General features: G+C 73.5%; 18 protein-coding genes. 9 read left to right on the forward strand and 9 right to left on the reverse strand.

All coding sequences use genetic code 11. The features are described 5' to 3' along the window. Window positions 1-58: 58 nt before the first annotated feature. Together ACGFWJ_RS08520 and ACGFWJ_RS08525 are read left to right on the forward strand one after the other, a co-directional pair. Window positions 59-1,396 (forward strand): ATP/GTP-binding protein, encoded by a 1,338-nt coding sequence (locus ACGFWJ_RS08520; protein ID WP_392946653.1) that lies wholly within the window; start codon window positions 59-61, stop codon window positions 1,394-1,396. Continuing rightward, window positions 1,393-2,031: an RloB family protein gene (locus ACGFWJ_RS08525; protein WP_392946656.1), complete on the forward strand. Its 639-nt coding sequence runs from the start codon at window positions 1,393-1,395 to the stop codon at window positions 2,029-2,031. The genes ACGFWJ_RS08520 and ACGFWJ_RS08525 overlap by 4 nt, the downstream gene beginning before the upstream one ends. A 20-nt stretch (window positions 2,032-2,051) precedes the next feature. Here ACGFWJ_RS08525 and ACGFWJ_RS08530 read toward each other — a convergent pair whose 3' ends face one another. Continuing rightward, window positions 2,052-3,599 carry a DUF2079 domain-containing protein gene (locus ACGFWJ_RS08530; RefSeq protein WP_392946659.1) on the reverse strand — a complete coding sequence of 516 codons (1,548 nt, stop codon included), beginning with the start codon at window positions 3,597-3,599 and terminating at the stop codon, window positions 2,052-2,054. Window positions 3,600-3,828: 229 nt separating this feature from the next. On the opposite strand from ACGFWJ_RS08530, the gene ACGFWJ_RS08535 reads away from it, so the two are divergent. After that, the gene (locus tag ACGFWJ_RS08535) at window positions 3,829-4,161 is read left to right on the forward strand and encodes a hypothetical protein (RefSeq protein WP_392946662.1); all 333 of its coding nucleotides are present in this window, start codon (window positions 3,829-3,831) and stop codon (window positions 4,159-4,161) included. A gap of 55 nt (window positions 4,162-4,216) precedes the next feature. Here the strand turns inward: ACGFWJ_RS08535 and ACGFWJ_RS08540 are convergent, their stop codons facing one another. Then, window positions 4,217-6,694, reverse strand: a complete 2,478-nt coding sequence (locus ACGFWJ_RS08540) for a helicase-associated domain-containing protein (protein ID WP_392946665.1) — start codon at window positions 6,692-6,694, stop codon at window positions 4,217-4,219. A gap of 174 nt (window positions 6,695-6,868) precedes the next feature. Between ACGFWJ_RS08540 and ACGFWJ_RS08545 the strand changes: the two genes are divergently transcribed. Beyond that, window positions 6,869-7,711, forward strand: coding sequence for a hypothetical protein (locus ACGFWJ_RS08545; protein WP_392946668.1), 843 nt, complete (start codon window positions 6,869-6,871; stop codon window positions 7,709-7,711). A gap of 62 nt (window positions 7,712-7,773) precedes the next feature. Here ACGFWJ_RS08545 and ACGFWJ_RS08550 read toward each other — a convergent pair whose 3' ends face one another. Further along, entirely contained in the window at window positions 7,774-8,769 is a 996-nt protein-coding gene (locus ACGFWJ_RS08550; protein WP_392946671.1) for an ABC transporter substrate-binding protein, read from the reverse strand. Between the two features lie 96 nt (window positions 8,770-8,865). On the opposite strand from ACGFWJ_RS08550, the gene ACGFWJ_RS08555 reads away from it, so the two are divergent. Beyond that, window positions 8,866-9,471, forward strand: a complete 606-nt coding sequence (locus ACGFWJ_RS08555; RefSeq protein WP_387638595.1) for an HAD family hydrolase — start codon at window positions 8,866-8,868, stop codon at window positions 9,469-9,471. An 8-nt stretch (window positions 9,472-9,479) separates the two neighbouring features. On the opposite strand, the gene ACGFWJ_RS08560 is transcribed toward ACGFWJ_RS08555, so the two are convergent. Continuing rightward, entirely contained in the window at window positions 9,480-9,752 is a 273-nt protein-coding gene (locus ACGFWJ_RS08560) for a hypothetical protein (protein WP_392946674.1), read from the reverse strand. Between the two features lie 191 nt (window positions 9,753-9,943). Here ACGFWJ_RS08560 and ACGFWJ_RS08565 point away from each other — a divergent pair, with 191 nt between their 5' ends. Together ACGFWJ_RS08565 and ACGFWJ_RS08570 are read left to right on the forward strand one after the other, a co-directional pair. Then, on the forward strand, window positions 9,944-11,056 hold the full coding sequence (locus tag ACGFWJ_RS08565; protein WP_392946677.1) for an alpha/beta hydrolase: 1,113 nt from the start codon (window positions 9,944-9,946) through the stop codon (window positions 11,054-11,056). 325 nt (window positions 11,057-11,381) lie between these two features. After that, window positions 11,382-11,765: a cold-shock protein gene (locus ACGFWJ_RS08570; RefSeq protein ID WP_387638587.1), complete on the forward strand. Its 384-nt coding sequence runs from the start codon at window positions 11,382-11,384 to the stop codon at window positions 11,763-11,765. Window positions 11,766-11,772: 7 nt separating this feature from the next. Here ACGFWJ_RS08570 and ACGFWJ_RS08575 read toward each other — a convergent pair whose 3' ends face one another. The 4 genes from ACGFWJ_RS08575 to ACGFWJ_RS08590 all read right to left on the reverse strand — a co-directional run bounded on the left by ACGFWJ_RS08575 (window position 11,773) and on the right by ACGFWJ_RS08590 (window position 15,238). Continuing rightward, window positions 11,773-12,624: a 1,4-dihydroxy-6-naphthoate synthase gene (locus tag ACGFWJ_RS08575; RefSeq protein WP_392946680.1), complete on the reverse strand. Its 852-nt coding sequence runs from the start codon at window positions 12,622-12,624 to the stop codon at window positions 11,773-11,775. 4 nt (window positions 12,625-12,628) lie between these two features. Beyond that, entirely contained in the window at window positions 12,629-13,306 is a 678-nt protein-coding gene (locus tag ACGFWJ_RS08580) for a futalosine hydrolase (protein WP_392946683.1), read from the reverse strand. 11 nt (window positions 13,307-13,317) lie between these two features. Beyond that, a complete protein-coding gene (locus ACGFWJ_RS08585; RefSeq protein WP_392946685.1) occupies window positions 13,318-13,836 on the reverse strand; it encodes a hypothetical protein in 519 nt (172 codons plus the stop codon). 61 nt (window positions 13,837-13,897) lie between these two features. After that, window positions 13,898-15,238: an MFS transporter gene (locus ACGFWJ_RS08590; RefSeq protein WP_392947223.1), complete on the reverse strand. Its 1,341-nt coding sequence runs from the start codon at window positions 15,236-15,238 to the stop codon at window positions 13,898-13,900. Between the two features lie 500 nt (window positions 15,239-15,738). Here ACGFWJ_RS08590 and ACGFWJ_RS08595 point away from each other — a divergent pair, with 500 nt between their 5' ends. Both ACGFWJ_RS08595 and ACGFWJ_RS08600 read left to right on the forward strand, forming a co-directional pair. Next, window positions 15,739-16,620 carry a DUF3027 domain-containing protein gene (locus ACGFWJ_RS08595; RefSeq protein ID WP_387638576.1) on the forward strand — a complete coding sequence of 294 codons (882 nt, stop codon included), beginning with the start codon at window positions 15,739-15,741 and terminating at the stop codon, window positions 16,618-16,620. 296 nt (window positions 16,621-16,916) lie between these two features. Further along, the gene (locus ACGFWJ_RS08600; RefSeq protein ID WP_392946688.1) at window positions 16,917-20,156 is read left to right on the forward strand and encodes a sacsin N-terminal ATP-binding-like domain-containing protein; all 3,240 of its coding nucleotides are present in this window, start codon (window positions 16,917-16,919) and stop codon (window positions 20,154-20,156) included. Window positions 20,157-20,172: 16 nt separating this feature from the next. On the opposite strand, the gene ACGFWJ_RS08605 is transcribed toward ACGFWJ_RS08600, so the two are convergent. After that, entirely contained in the window at window positions 20,173-22,596 is a 2,424-nt protein-coding gene (locus ACGFWJ_RS08605) for an HAD-IC family P-type ATPase (protein ID WP_392946690.1), read from the reverse strand. Between the last annotated feature and the right edge of the window lie 46 nt (window positions 22,597-22,642).

The following is a 22,642-nucleotide window of genomic DNA, read 5'->3' on the forward strand; positions in this document are numbered from 1 at the left end:
CCCAGAGAGCTTGTATCGTCACTTTTTGACGTGAGAGGCATCTACAAAGCATGCCTGGATGCATGTGGAGGTTGTCGTGCTGCTTCGGTTTCGAGTGGCCAACCATGCTTCACTGCGTGATGAGCAAGAACTCTCCCTGATTGCGGCGGATCGTCACCCCGAACGGGCGGAGCGTGGCGTCGAAGGCGCGGGCGGTTTCCGGGTGGTTCCGGTGGCTGCCATCTACGGAACGAATGCTTCGGGCAAGTCGAACGTCATCGATGCCATCGGCTGGATGCGCTCGGCTGTCCTCTCGTCCTTCCGGAGCTGGGACCCGGAAGGCGGCGTTCCCCGTCGTCCTTTCGCCCTGCGTCCCGACACTGCGTCCTGGCCCTCGACCTTCAGCGTGGACTTTGTGGTGCACGGGGTTCGTCACGAGTTCGGCTTCTCCGTCGACGACGAGAAGATCCTGGAGGAGTGGCTGTACTACTACCCGGAGCGCAAGGCCAATCGCCTGTACGAACGCAAAGCGGACGGCACTGTCGTGTTCGGGCGTTCGCTTACCGGGCGAAAGAAGATCATCTCTGAGCTCTTGCGTCCGAACAGCCTCTACCTTTCCGTCGCTGCTGCCCAGAACCACGCCCAGCTCGGGGAGATCTTCCGGTGGTTCCGATCGGGTCTGCAACTGGCGACCGATGGAAACTATCGAGCTAGGATGGACAGCACCGTCCGGCTGCTACTCGATGATGAAGCGGGCGGCGGCACTTCGTCGCCCGTCATGCAACTGCTCAAGTATGCGGACCTCGGGGTCTCCGGACTCGCGGTCGAGGAACCCGACGAATCCGTGATGGACGAGTACCGGCGGCTCCGTCAGGTCATGCGGGACGTTCTGGGCGATCGGGTCCGGGTCGAGTCTCCGGGCCTGCACACGGTGCGTGTGGAGCACCGGACGGACGGCGGCGTCTTCCCGTTGGACCTGAACGAGGAGTCGAGCGGGACGAAGACCTGGATCGGGCTGATAGGGCCGATCCTCGGCGTCCTGTCCGCAGGATCGGTCCTCTGCGTGGACGAGCTCGACGCGCGCCTGCACCCGTACCTCGTGGACGCACTGGTGGGGATGTTCCAGTCACCCGAAGTGAACAGGACTGGGGCGCAGCTCATTTTCAGCACGCACGAGGCCGCGCTGCTGGGGAAGAACGTACGCACGGAGCTCTACCGCGATCAGGTCTGGTTCACCGAGAAGAGTCACGAAACGCTCTCGACCAGGATTTTCCCACTGACGGAATTTCATGTGCGGGACTCCATCGAAAATCTGGAGAAGCGCTATCTTTCCGGGCGATATGGTGCCGTTCCATCCTTGGACGACGAATTGTTGGGCAAAATTGGGCGAAGCATCGTCGTCGGCGGGAACGCATGAGGCGCGGCAAGTCGCTCCAGCGAGGGAAGAGCACGCGTGCCGAACAGCGCCGGTTCCTGATCTACTGCGAGGGCGAGTGCACGGAGTCCATGTACTTCAAGGGGCTCAGGAACGACCTCAAGTCCCTTCCTGTGACAATATGCCTGGGTGCGGACCACGGCGAGCCGAAGTCCTTAATCCGGGCGGCGATCAGCCACAAGGAGCGGGCCCCGTTCACAGCGGCCGACCGGCACACGGCCTACGACGAGGTCTGGTGTGTGGTGGACGTGGAGGCACCCAAAGCACACCCGTCCCTTGACGAGGCACTCGTGCTGGCCCGGCGAGCAGGCGTCAAGGTGGCCTTGACCAATCCGTGCTTCGAACTCTGGCTCTTGCTGCACCTCTGCAACTTGACGTCCTACCAGACGACCGCAGCCGCGCAGGCCGCCCTGGAAAAGGCCGGCACGTGCGGCTACAGCGCCCAGCGGAAACACCTGGACTACGTCGGCCTCCGGGGCCCGGACGACGAGCGGTATCTGAAGGCGCGGGAGCGTGCCGGCCTGCTTCGGGCACGTAGCGAGGACGCACATCGCACCAACCCGTGGACAAACGTCGACGAGTTGGTGGAACGACTGCGGGACGCGCGCGGCGTGTGACATTCCGGGACCTGAATCGGTCAGCCGAGGAAGAAGTTGTGGCCGACGTCCGGGGGGATGACCTCCTGGTACGGGGTGGAGCCGGGGCCGGGGAGGTGGGTGCCGGGGACGGGGTCGGTGCCGGTGTGGTGGAGGAGGGTGACGCCGTCCTGGTCGAACAGTTCCTGGTAGCCGTGGGCGAGCAGGAAAGCGCGGTAGGCGGCCTGGTCCGGGTCCTTCTGGAACGGGAAGGCGCGCTGGGTGTACCGCAGGATGACGTACTCCTGGCCGCGCGGGGTGCCGTCCGCCAGCATCACGTGGGTGCGGTTGGTCAGCCGCGGCGCGACCTGGTTGTCGGCCTCCACCGTGGCGCCGTCCGGGATCAGCTTCGCCGCCCGGGCCAGCGCCGCCGTCGGGGCCTTCGGCTGCCACTCGTACGGGAGGACCAGGTGGTACAGGCCGAGGGCGCCGGATGCGGCGAGGGTCAGCACGGCGGCGGTGGCGCCCAGGCGGCGGGCCTGCCGGTGTCGGCCGCGGGCCCACAGAACGCCCAGGGTCTCGATCGCGGCCGTGACCAGGATCGGCCACAGGAACGCGTCGTAGTGCCGGGCGATCGACCAGTGGTTCGGATTGTCGGACAGGATCCGTTCCGCGAGCAGCGGCAACGCGACCAGCATGGTGGCCGAGCGGAACGGCAGAGCCGCCGTGGTGAGCACCAGCCAGCCGAGCAGCATCGGCTTCAGCGGACTGGAGAACGCCGACTCCGCCAGCAGCCACGGATTGCCGAGCACGTGCCGCAGCGCCTCGCCGCCGTCCGCACCGAGCTGCCCGTAGTTCCAGTAGTAGCCCGGCTCGCCACCCATCGCCGGTATCACGTACGCGATCTCCACCGCCGCAGCCAGCGGACCGCACACCAGCAGCGACCAGCCCAGCACCTTCGCCCACCGGTCCGTGCCGCCGCGCTCACGCCACAGCAGCACCGCGCCGAACGCCCCGACCGCCAGCCCCAGGTCCTCCTTGGTCGCACACAGCAGCAGCGCCGCGAGCGCCGCCCACCCCCAGCGCCGCGCCCCCGCCCGTTCGAACAGCAGCAGGAACAGCGGGACGGCGAACCCCACCTCGTGGAACCCGCCGCGCGAGGAGATCAGCAGCGGCCAGCCCAGTCCGTACACCAGCGCCGCGACGTCCATCACCCGGGTACGGACCCGCGCGTCGGCGCCCGCGAACGCCCGGCTCGCGATCCGGCGCACCAGCGGAACACCCGCCGCGAACAGCGCCGCCTGCCCGACCAGCAGCATCCGCGGGTCGTCCCACACCCAGTACAGCGGCGCGAGCAGCGCCAGCACCGGGGAGAAGTGGTCGCCCAGCAACGAGAAGCCCGGTGGGAACTCGTGGTGCACGCTCTTCAACGTCGACACCGGCAGCCCGAAATGCGCATAACCGCGCATGCCCTGGTCGAAGATCCCCAGGTCGAAACCGCCCAGCTGGAGCGAGGTCCACTGCTGGACGCCCAGCGCCAGACAGACCGCGAAACTCAGCAGGGTGAACAGGGCCGTCCGGCGCCGACGGGTCAGCCGGACCCCGGACATGCGGCCGGTCGCCGCACGGGCGACCGAGGTCTGCAGAGCGGAGGAAATGGTTACGGCTCCGGTCCTGTCGGGGGCCGGCGAAGGCCCGGTTCCGGCACGGGTGAAGCCCTCCCACCCCCGGCCGCTCCGCAGTCTAACGGCCACCCGTGAGACGCCCGGCGCAGATCGTCAAGCGGAGCCCGGCCCCCCACAACAGTGACCCGCACGCGGTCGGATCGTTGGGCAGGCCATGACCATGCGCAACCGATTCCTGGCCGGCCTGGCGCTCTCCGGCGCGGCCCTCGCCACCACCCTCGGGGCGGCCCCCGCGAGCGCCGCCGGCGAGTCCCCGGCCCTCGACCAGGTCGCCGACGTCGGCCAGCCCGGCGGCCTGCTCGGGACCCTCGCCTTCACCGGCACCGGCCTGCTCACAGGCGTGGAGCCGAAGATGCCGGACCCGCACGCGATCATGGAAGAGGCGAAGAAGCAGAAGGCGGACGAGGACGCGAAGCAGCACAGGTCGGCGGACGACGACGCGAAGAAGCAGAAGGTGGAGGGGGACGTGGCGAAGCAGTACGTCTAGCTGGCTGGTAGGCGAGCGGGCGCGAAGCCGCGCGTCCGCGCAGTCTTCGCGCCCTTCAGTCGTCGACCTCGGCCACGCCGGTGATCCGGTGGAGGGCGAAGGTGCGGACCTCGTCGGAGAGGTGGTCGTAGGCGGTGACGAAGCCGCCCTCGACCTTGACGGGGTCGATGACGCGCTGGGAGGAGAGGCCTTCCGCGTTGAGGTAGCCGATCCACATGCGTTCGCCGAGGAGGACGGCGGTCTGCAGGGAGGCGAGGGTGTCGGCGGCGGCGGTGCGCGGGACGACCGCGTTCGCGGGGCCCGCGACAGCGTCCTTGCGGGGGGCGGTCGCGGCGCGGTCGCCGGCCCGGATGGCGCGGACGGCGGCGGTGAGCAGGGTGTCGTCGGGGCGGGCGGGGCCGTCGGGGACGGGCGTGGGCGCGGCACGTGGCGGGGTGCGGCGGGCGTCGGGGCGGGTGATCACGACGTCGCCTTCGGCGGACTCCGCGGCGGGCGCGTAGCCCATGGCGCGCAGCACGGTGAGCAGGGTGTCCGGCGGGGCCTGGGCGGCGAGCACGGTGGGGGCGAGCAGGCGTAGGCGCAGCTCGGCGGCGCGCCGGTCGGCGAGGACTTCGCCGAGCAGTTGGGGGTCGTCGCAGCGCAGGTAGGAGGAGGCGGCGCCGACCCGCAGGATGCCGTGGCGGCGGGCGACGTCGTCGATCAGGTAGGCGAGCGGCTGCGGGACGGGCGTACGGGAGTGCCGCCCGAGGAAGCCTTGCAGGTCGGCGGCGGTGCGTCCGGCGTCGAGGGCGCGGCGGATCGTTTGGGGGGTGAAGCGGTAGACGGTCGCGCCGCCCTTGGACTCGATGTCGGCGCAGAGTGCGAGTGCCTGGGCGAGCGGGGTGAGCAGCGGGCCGGGGGCGATCGCGGTGAGGTCGGGCTGCAGGATGACGTGGTCGAGGGGTTCGGGCAGCAGCGGGGCGAGGACGGCGGTGGGATCTGCGCCGGCGAGCAGGGCGCGGGCGGGGGCGGCGAGCGCGCCGCGGCCGGTGATGCCGAGCAGTTCGGCCTCGTGCAGGGTCCAGCCGGTGAGTGTCTCGCGCAGGTCGTGGCCGTCGGGGCCGGTGGGGCCGCCGCGCAGGGGGCGGTGCCAGCGCAGGGCGGGCAGGACGGCGTCGGCGCCGGCGGCGGTGCCGGGGGGCTGTTCGGCGAGCCGGGTGAGGGTGGCGCGGCGGACGGACGGGGCGAGGGTGCGGTCGAGTTCGGGGCCGAGGGCGGCACGCGGCCGGCCCTTGCTGTCGGGGGTGCCGGTCAGGCGGCCGACGCGGGTGGCGGTGAGCCAGGTGCGGGCGAGCAGGGTCCAGCGTTCGGCGGTGTCCTGCTGCCGCCACTGGTCGTACGCGGGGGTCGGCGCCCACACTTCGTCGATCTCGCCGTCGGGCGCCAACAGGCCTGCGGTGTAGGCGAGTTCGAGCCAGAACGCGGCGTCGGACTCGGAGCTTTCGAGCAGGGTCGCGGCGCGCTTGAGGTCGCGGATGCCGAGGCCGCCGGCCCGCAGGGTGGGCGGCGGGGTGACGCTCCAGGCTTCGAGGAGCTCTTCGAGGGTGCGGACGGCGGTGGCGGCCTGTCCGGCGGCGGTGCGGTCGACCATCGCGGGGTCGCGGGTGACGACGGGGGCGACGGCGGGCGGGGCGGGTTCGACGGTGCGGTGGGTGCGGCCGCCGCGCAGGTGCAGGGCGAGTTCGCGGGGCAGCACCACGGAAGTGGGGCTGGACGGCAGCAGCAGGCCGCGGGCGAGCAGCCATTCGACGGGGCCGCGCGCGTCGTCGGCGGTGACCTGCCGGGTGGCGTCCGGGACGGTGCCGGTGGGCGGCCCCCAGACCAGGCGTTCCAGCAGGCCGACGGCGGCGGGCGGGGCCTGGTCGAGCAGCGCGGTCAGGCGCTTGCGGTCGCCGAGCAGGGCGGTGAGCGCGGCGACGGCGGTGACCGGGTCGGGGGTGGGCGGCAGTCCGGCGCCGGCCAGCAGCTGCTGGAGGCGGGCGGGCGACATGCCGACGGTGGCCTCGGCGAGGGTCGGGCCGAGACCGGTGCGGCCCGGGTTGGCGGCGCTCGGGGCGAGTGCCTCGCGGACGGCGAGGACCAGCCGCAGTGACGAGTCCGGGCCCCAGATCAGGGCCTGCTCGCGCAGCCGGGCGAGCGCGCCGGGGAGCGCGGCGGTGACGGCGGCGCGGTCCACCGGCTCGGCGCCGGGGTGCGGCTTGACCCGGGCGGGCCCGGCCAGCAGGTTGCGCACCGCGGTCTCGGACGCGCCCTCTGGGGCGGCGGCCAGCGCCTCGACGGTCTGCAGGGTGAAGCGGTCGAGCCGTTCCAGCGCGCGCAGCACGGACGCCCGGCTGGAGAGCCGGGCGGACAGCTGGGTGAGGTCGGTCGGCACCGGGTTCAGCAGGTCGGGACGGGCCCGGAGCAGCGCGGCGACAGCGTCGTCCTCCCGGCCGCGGAGTTCCTCGGCCAGCGTGCGGGGGGCGCCTGTGCGGGCGGCGCGCGGTGCGGTCATCCGGTCCAGCCTAGTCAACGCCCCCGGCCGAGGCCCAGAACGGCGGAAGAACTCCCGGCGAAACCGGGGCAGTCCGGGCCCGACGGCCAGTGGAGCGGGCTCGCTTCGGGCGGCCGCGGGTGGGTACCGTCTCGATGCGGCGGGAAGTGCGACGTGAGGGCGGGTGGCGGGGCGATGGCGGGCGGCTCGTGGTGGCGCGAGGGCGGGTCGGCGGAGGGTTCGGACGGCGGGGACAGCGTGTACGTGCCCGCGCAGGCGGCGGAGCCGCCGCCGGTACCGGCCGTCCCGCCGATGCCTGCGGCACCCCCGCCGCGGCGCCCCGTCGAGTTCGACAAGCCGGTGCCGCCCCCCGTCGAGTTCGAGCTGCCGCCCGGGCCGTCCGCGGACGAGGTGGAGCGGGCCGCGCACTGGGCGGAGGGACGCGGCCGCGCCGACGTCACCTCGGTCTTCCCCGGCTGGACGGAGGTGTACTTCGACCTGCCGGCGGAGCCGGAACCCGAACCGGAGCCGAAGGCCACGCCCGAGCCGGAGCCCGAACCCGAACCCGAGCCCCCGGCCGAACCGCGCCCGGGGCTGGCGATGCGTGCCCTGCGCGCCCTGTTCGGCAAGCCGCAGCCCGCACCCGCGCCGGAGGCCGCCCCCGCCGAGGCCCCGGCGACGGGCGGCGGGGCCCGGCGGCCCGCGCCGCTGCTGGTGCTCGGCGCGGTGCTGCTGGTGGCCGGCGCGGTGACGGGTTCGCTGCTGGTGATGCTGGCGGGCTGGGGCGTGGCCTACCTGTCGAGCGGACTGTCCGACCTGCTGAAGAAGTTCGCCGTCCTGGGCATCCCGCTGATCACGGTGACCGGTCTGACGATATGGAACTGGGGCCGCGAGAAGGGCCGTTGGGGCACCCCCCTGACCCCGGGCACCGACGCCGGCCACGCCACCTGGGCAGCCGCCCCGGACGTCCTGCGGGCGGCGGCGGTACTGACGGCGCTGTTCCTGCTGGCGGTGACGCTGCGCCGCCGCAAGGCCTAGCAGCGAGGTGCCCGCGCGGTGATCCGTCCGGGGTCCGACTGCCGTATCGGCCGGCAGGCGTCTCAGCTCGCGCCGAGCAGGTGGAGCAGTTCGGCGATCAGGAAGTGCGCACCGGTGTAGCCGATGCCCTGGAACCAGAGCTGGTCGTTCACCGGGAAGGCCCGGTGTGCGCGGACGGCGCCGAGGGACTGCCAGGCGGGGGAGGCGAGGGCGGCGCCCAGTCCGTTGCGGTCGGGGTGGCCGTAGCCGGAGTAGAACAGCAGGTCGCCGTCGGCGGCGGAGAGCTGGTCGGGGGCGGTCTCGACGGCGAACTGGTCGGTGTTCTGCGGGTCGGGCCGGGGCAGTCCGAGGTCGGTGAGGACGCTGCCGGGGAAGTTCTGCCGGGCGTACAGGCGGACGGTGGGGGAGTCCTCGACGAATCGGACCAGGCTGACGCGCTGCCCGGTGAGGCCGGCGGAGGCGAGCGCCCGGGTGGCCTGGTCGAGGTGGCGGGCGTAGGCGGCGACCACGGCGGCGGCCTGTTCGTGGCGGTAGAGGGCGGCGGCGTGCAGCTGGAAGTTCTCCTTCCAGGGTGCGCCGGTGGTCTGCGTGAGCACGGTCGGGGCGAGGCCGCGCAGGGTGTCGAGGTGGGCGGCGTCGCGGGTGCGGTTGGAGAGGATCAGCTGCGGGCGCAGCTGGGCGATGGCCGCCGGGACGGGCGGGTCGCCGATGTCGCCGACCACAGCGATCCGGGCCAGCCAGGAGGGCGGCCAGTAGTCGGGCAGGCCGGGGTCGAGCGGGGCCTTGGCGGCGCCGACGGGCGGGATGCCGAGGGTGATCGCGGAGTCCAGTTCGGCGGTGTCGAGGGCGATCACCCGGGTCGCCCCGCCGGGGACGGCGACCGCCCCGTCCGCGCCGTTGACGGTGACACTGGGCGTCGGGCTGGGCGTGGGCGAGGGCGGCGCGGAGCCGGTGGCGGTCTGCGGCGGCGGCCCGGCGGGCAGGGCGTGCGGGCCGCAACCGGTGAGCAGGGCGGCGCCGAGCCCGGTGAGGGCGGCGCGGCGGGACAGGGGCGGCACCAGGGACCTCCGGTGGGGAGCTCGGCAGTATGTCCGCAATGTAGCCGTACATCCGGTTTTTCCGGCCGGAAACGGCGGCTGGTTACGCTGGAGCGCATGGCTCTCACCGTCGGCTTCGACCTCGACATGACACTCCTCGACACCCGCCCGGGCATCAAGGACACCTACGACGTGCTCTCTGCCGAGACCGGCACCTTCATCGACTCCCAGCTGGCGGCGAGCCGGCTGGGTCCGCCGCTGGCGCAGGAGCTGGCGCACTGGTTCCCGGCGGAGCAGCTGGACGCGATGGTCGCCCGCTACCGGGAGCTGTACGTGGAGCACGCGGTGCCCGTGGCGCTGGAGCTGCCCGGCGCGCTGGCGGCGGTCGCGGCGGTGCGGGCGGTCGGCGGCCGGGTGCTGGTGATCACCGGCAAGTGGGAGCCGAACGCGCGCCGGCACCTGGACGGCATGGGGCTGGAGGTGGACGTGCTGCTCGGCGACCTGTGGGCGGAGGGCAAGGGCGAGGCGCTGCGCGCGCACGGCGCGAACGTCTACGTCGGCGACCACCTGGGCGACATCCGGGGCGCCCGGGCCGCCGAGGCCGTCGCGGTGGGCGTGGCCACCGGCCCGTACAGCGCCGCCGAACTGGCCGCGGCGGGCGCGGACGTGGTGCTGGGCGACCTCACCGAGTTCCCCGGCTGGCTGTCCGCGCACCTGGCCTGACGGGCCGGTCAGCGCGCGGCGGCGGCCTCCCGGGCGGCGCGCCGGCGGCGGGACTCGGTGCGGGCGGTGACGAACAGCCCGACCAGCGTCACCAGCAGCCCGAACGGCATCATCATGGACAGGCCCCAGGCGATGGACAGGCCCCAGGCGATGGACGGCAGGCGCGGCAGGTCCAGGACGTACGGCACGAAGGTGGCGATGACGGCGAGCATGCCGAGGACGAACACCACTCCGCCGACGCGGACCAGGGTGTCGCCGGCGTCGCGGGACTGACGGGTCACTTCTGCACTCCTTCGTGCGGTCTTTTGTGCCAGTTTCCCACGTTCGCCCCCGCCGATCGGCGGGGGCGTGACGGTTCGCGCTCCACCTGAACGCTCAGGGTTCCCAGGAAACTCTCAGGCATTCTGATCCTCTGGGGGGAAAACGGCGGGGAGCGAGGTCGCGCGCGGTTATGGGTCTTACCAGTCACAAGGTGCTTGCGCTGTCGGCACTTTTCTCCGCACTGATGATCGCGGGCACCGTCTGGTTGTGGCCCCGACTGGCCAAGAAGAGCTGGCAGGCGGTGCTGGGCCGGCTGGGCACCATCATCGGCACCCAGCTTGCCGTGATGTGCACCCTGGGTCTGGTGGCCAACAACTACTTCGCCTTCTACAGCAGCTGGGCCGACCTGCTGGGCACCAACGACGACGGCCCGGTGACCATCCAGAACCAGATGCTGGGCCGCACCAAGGGTGTGGAGAAGATCAGCTCGGAGAACGTCCGCGACACCGGCGCGATGGGCCGCGACCCGGCGCAGGTCGGCCGGCTGGAGAAGGTCCGGCTGCCCGGCGCGGCCACCGGCCTGTCCACCGAGGGCTACGTGTACCTGCCGCCGCAGTACTTCCAGCCCGCCTTCCGGGACAAGCACTTCCCGGCGGCGATCGCCATCACCGGCTTCCCCGGCGACGCCAAGAACCTGATCACCAAGCTGAACTACCCGGCGGTGCAGCTGAAGCTCAGCACCGAGGGCAAGGCCAAGCCGACGGTCCTGGTGCTGATGCGCCCGTCCCCGGCGATGCCCCGCGACACCGAGTGCGAGGACGTGCCGGGCGGCCCGCAGTCCGACCGCTACTTCAGCGCCGACGTGCCGGCCGCGCTGCGATCGTCGTACCGGATCGCGGAGGGCCCGGGCAGCCTGGGCGTGATCGGCAACTCCACCGGCGGGTACTGCGCGCTGAAGCTGGCGATGCGTCACCCGGAGGTGTTCTCCGCGGCGGTGTCGCTGTCCGGCTACTACAAGGCCGCCGACGACCCGACCACCGGCGACCTGTTCGGCGGCGACCAGCAGCGCCGCGAGGAGGCCGACCTGAACTGGCGCCTCGCGCACCTGCCCGCGCCGGGCACCGCGCTGCTGGTCGGCGGCAGCCGCGAGGGCGACGGCGACTACTTCTCCGAGACGGAGCGGTTCCGGGCCGCCGCCAAGGGCACCGCGACCACCGTCAGCGCGATCACGCTGGACACCGGCGGGCACAATTTCAACACCTGGTCGCGGATGCTCCCGGCCTCGCTCGGCTGGCTCGGCGACCACCTGGCCAACCCCTCCTGACCGGCCCGGCGTCACTGCGCGCAACTCGGTGCGCGCGAAGAGTTTCGACCCTCGTCGGGGCCGGGTATGCAGCCATCGCGCGGGCGGACCAGCGGCTGGTCCACGAGTAACCCGCCCGGAACCGATGGGGGGTGTGGACCGATGGAGGGCGCGACAGGCGCGAGGCACGGCCGCACCCCGGTCCGGAATCCCGTCGCCGCTGAGGCGCACGCTGAGGGATCATTGCCGCACTGAGTGGCACCGGCCGCCAGTCCCGGCAGCCGAGCCGCACATCCATCCGCGACCCGACGAGGTCGCTCGCACCCGACACCGAGGACTTTTCGAGATGCCCACCGGCCAGGTCAAGTGGTTCAACGAGACGAAGGGCTACGGCTTCCTGTCGCGCGACGACGGCGGCGAGGTCTTCGTCCACACCAAGGCGCTGCCCGCGGGCGTCACCACCCTGAGGCCGGGGCAGCGCGTCGAGTTCGGCATCGCCGCGGGGCACCGCGGCGACCAGGCGATGAGTGTGACGCTGCTGGACGCGCTGCCGTCGCTGGCCGTGGCCAACCGCAAGAGCGCCGACGACATGGCCCCGATCGTGCAGGACCTGATCACCAAGCTGGACAGCGTCCTGCCCGGCCTGCAGCGCGGCCGCTACCCCAGCAAGCCGGAGGGCCAGAAGATCGCCATGGTGCTGCGCGCGATCGCCGACCAGTTCGACGTGTGACGCAGGCTCAGGGGAACGCCAGCGCGCCCGGGTCGACGGCGGGGACGAGTCCCTGTTCGGCGGCCCGGGTGAGCAGGCCGCGCACCGCCGCGTAGCCGTCCTCGCCGAGGTCGGCGGTGAACTCGTTGACGTACAGGCCGATGTGCTGCTCGGCGACGGCCGGGTCCATCTCCTGGGCGTGCGCCAGCACGTACTCCCGGGAGGCCGCCGGGTCCGCCCAGGCCTGCCGGACCGAGGAGCGCACGGTGGCGGCGAGTTCGCGCAGCCGCTCGGCGCCCAGCGAGCGCCGGGCCACGATCGCGCCCAGCGGGATCGGCAGCCCGGTCGCCGCCTCCCACGCCTCGCCCATGTCGGCCAGGCAGTGCAGGCCGTACTGCTGGTACGTGAACCGGGCCTCGTGGATCACCAGCCCGGCGTCCACCCGGCCGTCCCGGACGGCCGGCATGATCTCGTGGAACGGCAGCACCACGATCTCGCCGAACCCGCCCGGCACCGCCTCGGCCGCCCACAGCCGGAACAGCAGGTACGCGGTCGAACGCTCGCTCGGCACCGCCACCCGCCGCCCGGCCAGCCCGGCCGCGTCGACGGGCCCGGCGGTCAGCACCAGCGGCCCGCAGCCCCGGCCGAGTGCCCCGCCGCACGGCAGCAGCGCGTACTCGTCCAGCACCCACGGCAGCTGGCCGTAGGAGATCTTCAGGACGTCCAGTTCGCCGCGCTCGGCCAGCCCGTTGGTGATGTCGATGTCCGCGAACCGCACCTCGGGGGCGTCCGCGCCGGCGACCTGGCCGTGCGCCCAGGCGTGGAAGACGAAGGTGTCGTTCGGGCAGGGCGAGTAGGCGACACTCAGCGGCTCGGCCATGGGGTCAGACCTCCTGGAGCAGACGGGACACCGGCAGCGCCGCGAAGGCCCGCTCCAGGGCCGCCAGCGCCTCACCGATCCGCCACGCCGCGCGGTCGCGCGGCCCGACGGCGTTGGACACGGCCCGCAGCTCCCCCGCCGCGAGCCCGAAACGGGCGGCCGCCTCGGCCACCCCGAACCCCTCCATGGCCTCGGCCAGCGCCCGCGGATGACGAGCCCTCAGCTGCTCGGCGCGCGCCGCCGAACCCGTCACCGTGGAGACCGTCAGCACCTCGCCGACCGCACCGCCGGTGGCCGCCGCGACCAGCTTCACCACACCGCCCGGAACCGCGTGCCGCACCGTGCCGAAGCCCAGCTCGGTGACGTCGGCGAAGCCGTCCGGCGTCTCGGCACCCAGATCGGCCGCCACCAGGGCGTCCGCCACCACCAGCGACCCGGTCGGCGCGGCGGGCGCGAAACCGCCCGCGATGCCCGCCGACAGCACCAGCCGGAACCGGCCGCGGGCCAGCGCCACCGCCGTACCGGCCGCCGCGGCGGCCGGGCCGACGCCCGCCGCCAGCACCTCGACCGGCGCGCCCTCGCCCAGCCCCCGGCGGACCGCCTCGGCCTCCGCGGGCACGGCAACAACGACGAGCAGTCCGGCGGCGGGGCCGGACTGCTCGTCGGGACGCTCAGCGGTCATCGACCGGAGATTCAGCTCTTCTGGTTGTTCATGTTGAAGAACCACACCGCGTAGTACTCGTTGGTGTCCTTGTCGACCGCGGCGACCGTCACCATGGTCGTCTCGTCGCTGGTCATCAGACCGGAGGCCGACACCGAACCCGAGTAGGTCCGGCCGCTGGCGTCGGTGATGATCGGGGCGCGGTTCTGGCCCGAGCCGGTGAACGCGTACCAGCCCTTGTCCGCCAGGTCCTTCGGCACGCCCACGCCGACGCGGTCGCTCGCGCGCACGTCCAGGCTGGTGAGCTTCTTCTGCTCGGAGTCCTTCGAGGCCTGCTGGGCACACTTGGCGAGGTCGGCGTCGGAGATCGCCTTGCCGCCGTTGTAGCAGGTCGGCTCCGCCCGGACCGACGAGGTGCCGACGACCAGCGTGGCCTCGTTCTTGGGCGGCTTGCCGTTGTCCACGGCCTGGTAGACGCCGAAACCGACGAGGCCGGCACCGACGACGGTGGCGGCTGCGAGTCCGGCGGTGACGCTGGTGCTGAGGCTCATGCGCAAGAGGCTACTCGCCTTCCGTGATCACGTAACAGCGGGGTGGCCGAGTCGCGCGAGGTTACGCCACGCGCGGACGGGCCGCCGACCGGCGCGGCCCGATCCGCAGCAGCGACCGGAACGTCCACAGCAGCATCGCCGCCGTCACCCCCGCCGCCAGCCACAGACCCAGCTCCGCGTTCAACGGCAGCGAGATGCCCACCACGCCGCCCACCACCCAGCTCAGCTGAAGCGCCGTCTCCGAGCGGGCGAACGCCGACGTGCGCACCGCCTCCGGCACATCACGCTGGATCAGCGCGTCCAGTGCCAGCTTCGCCAGCGACGCCGCCATGCCCGCCGTCGCCGCCACCACCGTCACCGTCACGATGCCGTACCAGAGCGCCGCCGCACCCGCCGCCAGCGTCGCCAGCGCCAGCATCACCGTCACCGTCACCTCGGAACCGCGGGTGCGCAGCCACGAACCCAGCACCGAACCCAGCGCGTTGCCCAGACCCGCCGCCGCCGCGACCGCGCCCAGCGCCACCGTCTCCGGCAGCCCGCCCGGCGGGTTCTTGCGGATCAGGAACGCCAGGAACATCACCAGGAACCCGACCAGCCAGCGCAGCCCCGCCACCCCGCGCAGCGCCATGATCACCGACGGCCCGACCGCCCGCAGCACCCCCCTCGGACGCGCCTCGGACGGCTCCGCGAGCAACTCCGCCCGCTGCTCGCCCTTCGCCGAATCCACCTGGTGCGGCAGGTGAAACGCCATCAGGGTGCCGATCACGAACACCACGAACGCCCCGCGGAGCGGCCAGTCCGGCCCGATCAGGTGCAGCAGCCCGCCCACCCCGCCCGCCACCAGCGTCGCCACCAGCCCCGCCAGCGTGACCCGCGAGTTCGCCTTCACCAACGACAACTGGGCCGGCAACAGCCGCGGCACCACCACGCTGCGCACCACCCCGTACGCCTTCGACGCCACCAGCACACCCAGCGCCGTCGGATACAGCGCCAGCCCGCCGCCGGGCACCAGACCCGCCATCACCCAGGCCAGCACCGCCCGGGCCAGCATCGCCATCGCCATCGCGGAACGCCGGCCGTTCGGCAACCGGTCCAGCAGCGGGCCGATCACCGGGGCCAGCACCGCGAACGGCGCCATCGTGATCACCAGGTAGAGCGCCACCCGGCCGCGGGCCTCGCCGGTCGGCACCGAGAAGAAGATGGTCGACGCCAACGCCACCGTGATCAGCATGTCGCCGAACGAATTCAGCGCGTGCAGCTCGATCAGCTTCGCCAGGCCCGACTCGCCCGCGCCCTCCGCCGACGTCGCCCGCCGGATCCGCCGCCCCGTGCCGTGCACCACCCGCCCCGTGCGCGCCCCCGCCGCCGACGCGCCACGCGCCCACACCCCGCGCGGCTTCACCGTCGGAGGTTCCTTCGCGTCCTCCTGGCGCGCGGTCGGGCGTGGCTCGTCCGCCTCCGGCTCGCCGGGGGCTACGGGATGCTGCCGCGGCGCGTTCGACGGCTCCGGCCGGCTCTCGTCCTGCCCGGGGCGCAGTCCGTGCTGCGGGGGGTTCTCCTCCGCCACAAGCCCATCCTGCCCGACAAACGCACGCCGTACGAGTGATTGCCACGGGCGCGGCGCGCCCGTCCCCGCGGCCCCGGACTGTGCTCCACCGCCGACCGGCGGGTAGCCTGCACTACGCGCCTGCCCGGCCTGCGCAGGGGGTGGCCGACCGGGGCGGCGCGGCCCGGCCACGGAGCGGTCCCCGGTCGAGCAGAATAGATCGGTCCCGCGTCAGCGGGGGTTGCTCTGGTGACGTGGCAGCGGCAACCGGCGCGAGCCCGCCCTGTGCGGGGGCCGTCTCGGGACAGACCGCAGGATGACAGGACTGGGAGAGAACCGACGCCGTGAGTGCTGCGATGCGAAGCCGTACCCCTGACCGGCTCTGTGCCGAGGCCGTCGAGCTCGCCCGCCAGGCAGCCGTGGAGAGCGTCGGAGAGTCCGTCGTCGGCTCCCACGTGAAGGCCAACGCCGACGCCGAGCGCCTGGTCACCCACACCTTCGAGTGCCTCGACCCCGCCTACCGGGGCTGGCACTGGGCGGTGACCGTGGCCCGCGCCCCGCGCGCCAAGAACGTCACGCTCGACGAGATCGCACTGCTGCCCGGCCCCGACGCCGTCCTCGCCCCCCAGTGGGTGCCGTGGAGCGAGCGCCTGCTGCCCGGCGACCTCGGCCCCGGCGACCTGCTGCCCACCGGCGCGGACGACCTGCGCCTGGAGCCCGGCTGGACCGGCGAGGACGAGCCCGCCCCGAACTCGGTGCTGGTCGAAGCCGCCGAGGACGACCTGGTGATCACCGAGGCCGGGATCCAGCCGCCGCCGGCCCGCGCCGAGATCGGTGCCGTGGCCGACGAGCTGGGCTTCGGCCGCCCCCGCGTGCTCTCCCGGAGGGGCCTGCACCAGGCCGCCGAACGCTGGGAGACCGCGTACGGACCTCAGACGCCGATGGCGCAGTCCGCACCCGCCTCCTGCAGCACCTGCGGCTTCCTGGTGCCGATCGGCGGCTCGCTCGGGCAGGCGTTCGGCGTCTGCGGCAACGAGTTCAGTCCTGCCGACGGCCAGGTCGTCTCGCTCGCGTACGGCTGCGGCGCGCACTCCGAGGCCGCGGTGCTGCCGGCTCCGCCGGTGCCGTCCGAGCTGATCCTCGACGAGACGGTGGTCGAGCCGCTGCACATCCACGCGGACCGCGACTCGGGCTCCGTCGAGCCGGACGCGCCCGCCGAGGAGCTCGGCCACTCGTAGCGGGCGCGAGAACCAGGGAGAGCACAACCGGGGGCGCGGGGAACTGCGCGACAAGCGCTCACCACGTCCGCAAGGTCGCGATCAAGTGCAGGTCATTGTCCTGCGTCGCGATCTTGCGGTGGGGTGCCTTCCGCTTCGCGCAGTTCCCCGCGCCCCTGGTTGCGCTCCCTGCTTGTGGCTCTTGCCGTCGTTGGCCCCTGGCAGAATGCCGAGTCGTTAGGCAGACCACGCGAAGGGCGGCTCGGCACGTGGAGTCTCGGATCATCGGCAGCGCGGCGGCACCCGAGGGGCCGGATGTGTTCGACACGGCTCGGCTGCGGCACACCGTGGTGGCTGCGTGGACGGCTGCGCCGGCGAGATTCCGGGAGGACGCGAACGCCGAGGAGGAGCTGGCGCTCGGGGGGTACCGGGATCGGCTGGTCGTCGAGCTGGCGCAGAACGCCGCCGATGCGGCGGCCCGTGCGGGGGTGGCCGGGCGGCTCCGGCTGACGTTGCGGGACGGGGTGCTGGCGGCGGCCAACACGGGGGCGCCGCTGGACGCGGAGGCGGTGGAGTCGTTGTCCACGCTGCGGGCGTCCGCGAAGCGTGGGGACGAGCGGCCGGTGGTCGGGCGGTTCGGCGTGGGGTTCTCCGCGGTGCTGGCCGTCAGTGACGAGCCGGCGGTGCTGAGCCACTCCGGTGGGGTGCGCTGGTCGCTCGTCGAGGCGCGGGCGCTGGTCGCGCAACGGCCGGAGCTGGCCGAGGAGTTGACGCGGCGGGAAGGACACGTGCCGCTGTTGCGGCTGCCGTTCCCGGCGCAGGGGCAGGCCCCGGAGGGCTATGACACGGTGGTGGTGCTGCCGCTGCGCGACAGTGCCGCCGAGGACCTGACGGGCCGGCTGCTGGCGGCGATCGACGACGCGCTGCTGCTGACCCTGCCTGGCCTGGCCGAGGTGGTGGTGGAGACCGCCGAGGGCGTGCGGACGCTGACCCGCGGTGAGCGGGCGCCGCGGCCCGAGCAGCTGCCGGTCGTCACCGTCACCGACGGGGAGCGGAGCACCGGCTGGCAGATCGTCAGCGCGTCCGGGACGGCCTCGGCGGAGCTGCTGGCCGACCGCACCACCGAGGAGCGGGCCCGGCCGCAGTGGACGCTGACCTGGGCCGTCCCGGTGGACGGGCAGGGCCGGCCGCAGCGGCCCGGCACCGCGGCCGTGGTGCACGCCCCGACGCCGAGCGACGAGCCGCTCGGGGTGCCCGCGCTGCTGATCGCCTCGTTCCCGCTCGACCCGACCCGCCGGCACGTCGCGCCCGGCCCGCTGACCGACTTCCTGGTCGAGCGCGCCGCCGAGGCCTTCGTCGAGCTGCTGCGGGCCCGCGGCGCCGACGCGCACTCGCTGGACCTGGTGCCGTCCCCGCTCGGCGGGAGCGCGCTCGACAACGCGCTGCGCACCGCGATCCTGGACCGCCTGCCCGGCACGCCGTTCCTGCCGCACCCGCGCGGCACCGAGGAGGGCACCCCGGCACTGCGTCCGCGCGACGCGCTGGTGCTGGAGGGCGCCGACCACTCGGTGCTGGAGGCGCTCGCCCCGATCTTCCCCGGCCTGCTGCCGGCCGGCCTGGAGCGCCGCACCGAGCTGCGCACGCTGGGGGTGCGCCGGGTGCCGCTGGCCGAGGTGGTCGACCAGCTGGGCGGCCTGGAGCGGGATCCGGCCTGGTGGCGGAGCCTGTACGCGGCGCTGGCCGGCGCCGACCCGGAGGCGCTCGGCGCGCTGCCCGTCCCGCTGGCCGACGGCCGTACGGTGACCGGCCCGCGCCGGGTCCTGCTTCCGTCCGACGCCGCCGACTGGGCCGGCTTCGAGGGCTACCCCGAGTCGCTGGCCGAGGCCCTGGACCTGCTCGACCTGCGCCTCGCCCACCCCGAGGCCGCGCACCCGCTGCTGGCCAAGCTCGGCGCCGCCACCGCCACCCCCGGCGGCCTGCTGGAGACCCCTGAACTGCGCGCGGCCGTTGCTCGTTCGCTGGAGCTCGGCGAGGACGACTACGACGCCGCGGTGGACCTCGCGGACGCCGTGCTGGCGGTGGTGAAGGCCGCCGCGCCGGCCCCTGGCGAGTACCCGTGGCTGGCCCGGCTGGCGCTGCCCGACGACGAGGGCGAACTCGCCCGGGCGGGCGAACTGCTGCTCCCCGAAAGCCCGTTGGCGAACCTGGCGGGCGAGGACGACGCCGCGTTCGTGGACGAGGACCTGCTGGAGCGCTGGGGCCCGGAGGTGCTGGCCGCGGCCGGTGTGCTCACCACGTTCACCCTGGTGCGCGCCGAGGACGTCGTGCTCGACCCCGACGACCTGGAGCGCCTCGACCCCACCGCCCCCGCCGACCGCGCGGCCGGCGGCGCCCCCACCGGCCTGATCGACGAGGCCCCCGACGGCCTCGCCGACTGGTGCGAGGACGCCCTGGAGGCCCTGCATGCCGACGAGGCGGGCGAGTTGGGTGTCCCGCCGGTCGCCGCCGAACTGCTCGCCGTCCGCGACCTCGACCTGGTCGCCGACGACGCCTGGCCCGAGGCGCTCGCGCTGCTCGCCCGCCCCCCGTACCGGGACGCCGTCGTCACGCCGGTGCGCACCCTGCTGCCCGACGGCACCTACACCGACCTGCCGTCGTACACCGCCTGGTGGTTGCGCGACCACCCCGTGCTGGACGGCCGGGAGCCCGCCGGCCTGCGCGCGGCCGGCGCCGACCCGCTGCTGCGCGGCCTGTACGACGAGGCCCGGACGAGCCTGGACCCGCAGTTCCTGCACGCCCTCGGGGTGCGCACCACGCTGGCCGCGCTGCTCGCCGAACCGCACGGCCCCGAGGAACTGATCGACCGCCTCACCGACCCGCTGTCCGACGTCACCCACCGCCAACTGCACGGCATCTACAGCGCGTTGGCGGCCCTCCCGGCCGAGCGGGTGGAGGGCCTGGACGTGGTGCGGGCACTGGCCCCGCTGGACGGCGGCACCGGCCGCCGGGACGACCGCACGGTGATCGTCGACGCCACCGCCGCGGTCGTCGCCGACGCCCCCGACCTGGTCGAGCTGCTGCACGACCACCCGGTGCTGCCCGTCCACCCCGCGCTCGCCCCCGCGCTCGCCGAGCGGCTGCACGTCTCGCTCGCCAGCGAGGTGGCCGGCGGCCGGGTGCTCTCCGAGGGCACCCTGCACCGCACCCCCGCCGTGGTCCGCGAACTGCTCCCCGGCTGCCCCGCCGTGTACGAGGAGCACGAGGAACTGCTGGTCGTCGGCCCCGACGGAGAGGACGCCCGGGTGGACTGGCGCTGGGACACCGCCGCCACCGCCCCCGAGCTGCCCTACGACCCCGAGGACGTCGAAGAAGCGGACCAGGACGACGAGTTCGAGGTGCCGCCGGTGCCCGGACTGCTGCACGCCTCGACGCCCGAGGGCCTGGCCGCCGGCCTCGCCTGGTCCGTCCAGCAGTGGCACCGCCGGTTCGAGATCCTGGCCGCGCTCACCGAGCCCGACCGGGCGTACGAGCTGCTGGCGGCCCGCGACTACGAGTGACGCCCCGGGAGGAGGCCTACGCCGCGTGGGCCTCCTCCTCCTTCTTCTCGACGAACACCCGCGAGGTGATCTCCAGCAGACACCCGGCGACCGCCGCGATCGCGACGCCGATCAGGGGGTCGCGCCAGCCGACCAGCTGGAGCTGGAAGAAGTCGGACAGCCACGGCACCACCAGCACCAGCGCGAACGCGCCGGACATGGCGCCGATCAGCAGCAGCCGCCACCAGGTGTAGGGGCGGGCGACGATCGCCAGCACCCAGATCGCGGAGATGAACAGCGTCAGGGTGGCGACCGAGGTGTCCGCCTTCAGCTCGGTGGCGTGGTCGGCGCGGGCCAGCGCGTAGGCGACGAACGTGGCGGTGCCGCAGATGACGCCACCCGGGATCGCCAGCCGCAGCACCCGTCGCACGAACCCGGTCCGGGCCCGCTCGTTGTTCGGGGCCAGGGCCAGGAAGAACGCCGGGATGCCGATGGTCAGCGAGGACAGCACCGTCGAGTGCCGGGGCAGGAACGGGTACGGGACCTGGGTGAACACCACCAGCAGTGCCAGTAGCACCGAGTAGACGGTCTTCACCAGGAACAGCCCGGCCACCCGCTCGATGTTGCCGATCACCCGGCGGCCCTCGGCGACCACCGACGGCAGGGTGGCGAACCGGTCGTCCAGCAGCACGATCTGCGCGACCGCCCGGGTCGCGTCCGAGCCGGTGCCCATCGCCACGCCGATGTCGGCGTCCTTCAGCGCCAGCACGTCGTTCACGCCGTCGCCGGTCATCGCGACCGTGTGGCCCTTCGACTGCAGCGCGCCGACCAGCGCCCGCTTCTGCTGCGGGGTGACCCGGCCGAACACCGCGGTGCGCTCGGCGACCTCGGCCAGCTGCTCGGGGTCGGTGGGCAGCTTGCGGGCGTCCGTCGCGGTCTCCGCGCCGGGCAGGCCCAGGTGGGCGGCGACCGCGCCGACCGAGACCGCGCTGTCGCCGGAGATCACCTTCGCCCGGACGTCCTGCGAGCGGAAGTAGCGCAGGGTGTCCGCGGCGTCCTCGCGCACCCGCTGCTGGAGCACCAGCAGGGCGAGCGGCTCCAGCCGGCCCGCCGGGTCGGGGTCGTCCAGCGGCAGCGGGCTGCGGCCCAGCAGCAGCACCCGCAGGCCCTTCGCGCCGAGCTCGTCGACCTCGGCCAGCGCCGGATGCCCGGTCGGCAGCAGTACGTCGGGGGCGCCCAGCAGCCAGCTGCCCTCGGTGCCGCCCGGCTCCAGCAGCTGCACGCCGCTCCACTTGCGGGCCGAGGAGAACGGGATCGCCTCCAGCAGCCGCCAGCGGCCCTCCTCCGGCGGCCCGTACGCGTCGATGACGGCCCGCATGCTCGGGTTCGGGCGGGTGTCGGCCGCGCCGATCGCGCCGAGCGCCTCGGCGATCCGGGCCTTGTCGGCGGCGCCGATCGGGCGCAGGTCGATCAGGTCCATGCCGCCCTCGGTGAGGGTGCCGGTCTTGTCCAGGCAGACCGTGTCGACCCGGGCCAGGCCCTCGATCGCGGGCAGCTCCTGCACCAGGCACTGCTTGCGGCCCAGCCGGATCACGCCGATCGCGAAGGCCACCGAGGTCAGCAGCACCAGGCCCTCCGGGACCATCGGCACGATGCCGGCCACCATCCGGCGGACGGCCTCCTGCCAGTCGTTGCGCTGCACCGCGAGCTGGCTGATGATCAGGCCCAGCGCGGTCGGGATCAGCAGGTACGTGATGATCCGCAGGATCTGGTCGATGCCGGTGCGCAGCTCCGACTTGACCAGCGTGAACTTGCTGGCTTCCTCGGCGAGCTTGGCGGCGTACGCCTCCCGGCCGACCTTGGTCGCGGTGAACGCGCCCGCGCCGGCCACCACGAACGAGCCCGACATCACGTGGTCGCCCGGGTGCTTGTGCACCGGGTCCGGCTCGCCGGTCAGCAGCGACTCGTCGATCTCCAGGCCGTCCGCCTCGGTGACCGTGCCGTCCACCACGACCTTGTCGCCGACGCCGAGCAGCACGGTGTCGTCCAGCACGATCTCGCTGGTGGCGACCTGGACGGCCGCGCCTTCGCGACGCACCTGCGGGCGGGCCTCGCCGATCAGCGCCAGGCTGTCCAGGGTCTTCTTGGCGCGCAGCTCCTGCACGATGCCGATCGCCGTGTTGGCGACGATGACCAGGCCGAACAGGCCGTCCTGGATCGGGCCGACCACCAGGATGATGCCGAACATCACGCCGATGATCGCGTTGAACCGGGTGAACACATTGGCCCGGACGATCTCCCGCACCGAGCGGCTGGAACGCGCCGGCACGTCGTTGACCTGCCCGCGGGCGACCCGCTCCGCCACCTCGGCCGCCGTCAGGCCGGGTCGGTACGACCCGCCCGCGCCGGAGGGGTGCGCGCCGGGGCTCGCAGGGGCCGTGCCTTCCGCTGGGTGCGTCATGGCACCGACTCTAGGTGGGTGATTTGGGCGCTGCGCCCCGCCTCGG

The organism is Kitasatospora sp. NPDC048407 (genome assembly GCF_043200475.1).
In the GTDB taxonomy this organism is placed as follows: Bacteria; Actinomycetota; Actinomycetes; order Streptomycetales; family Streptomycetaceae; genus Kitasatospora.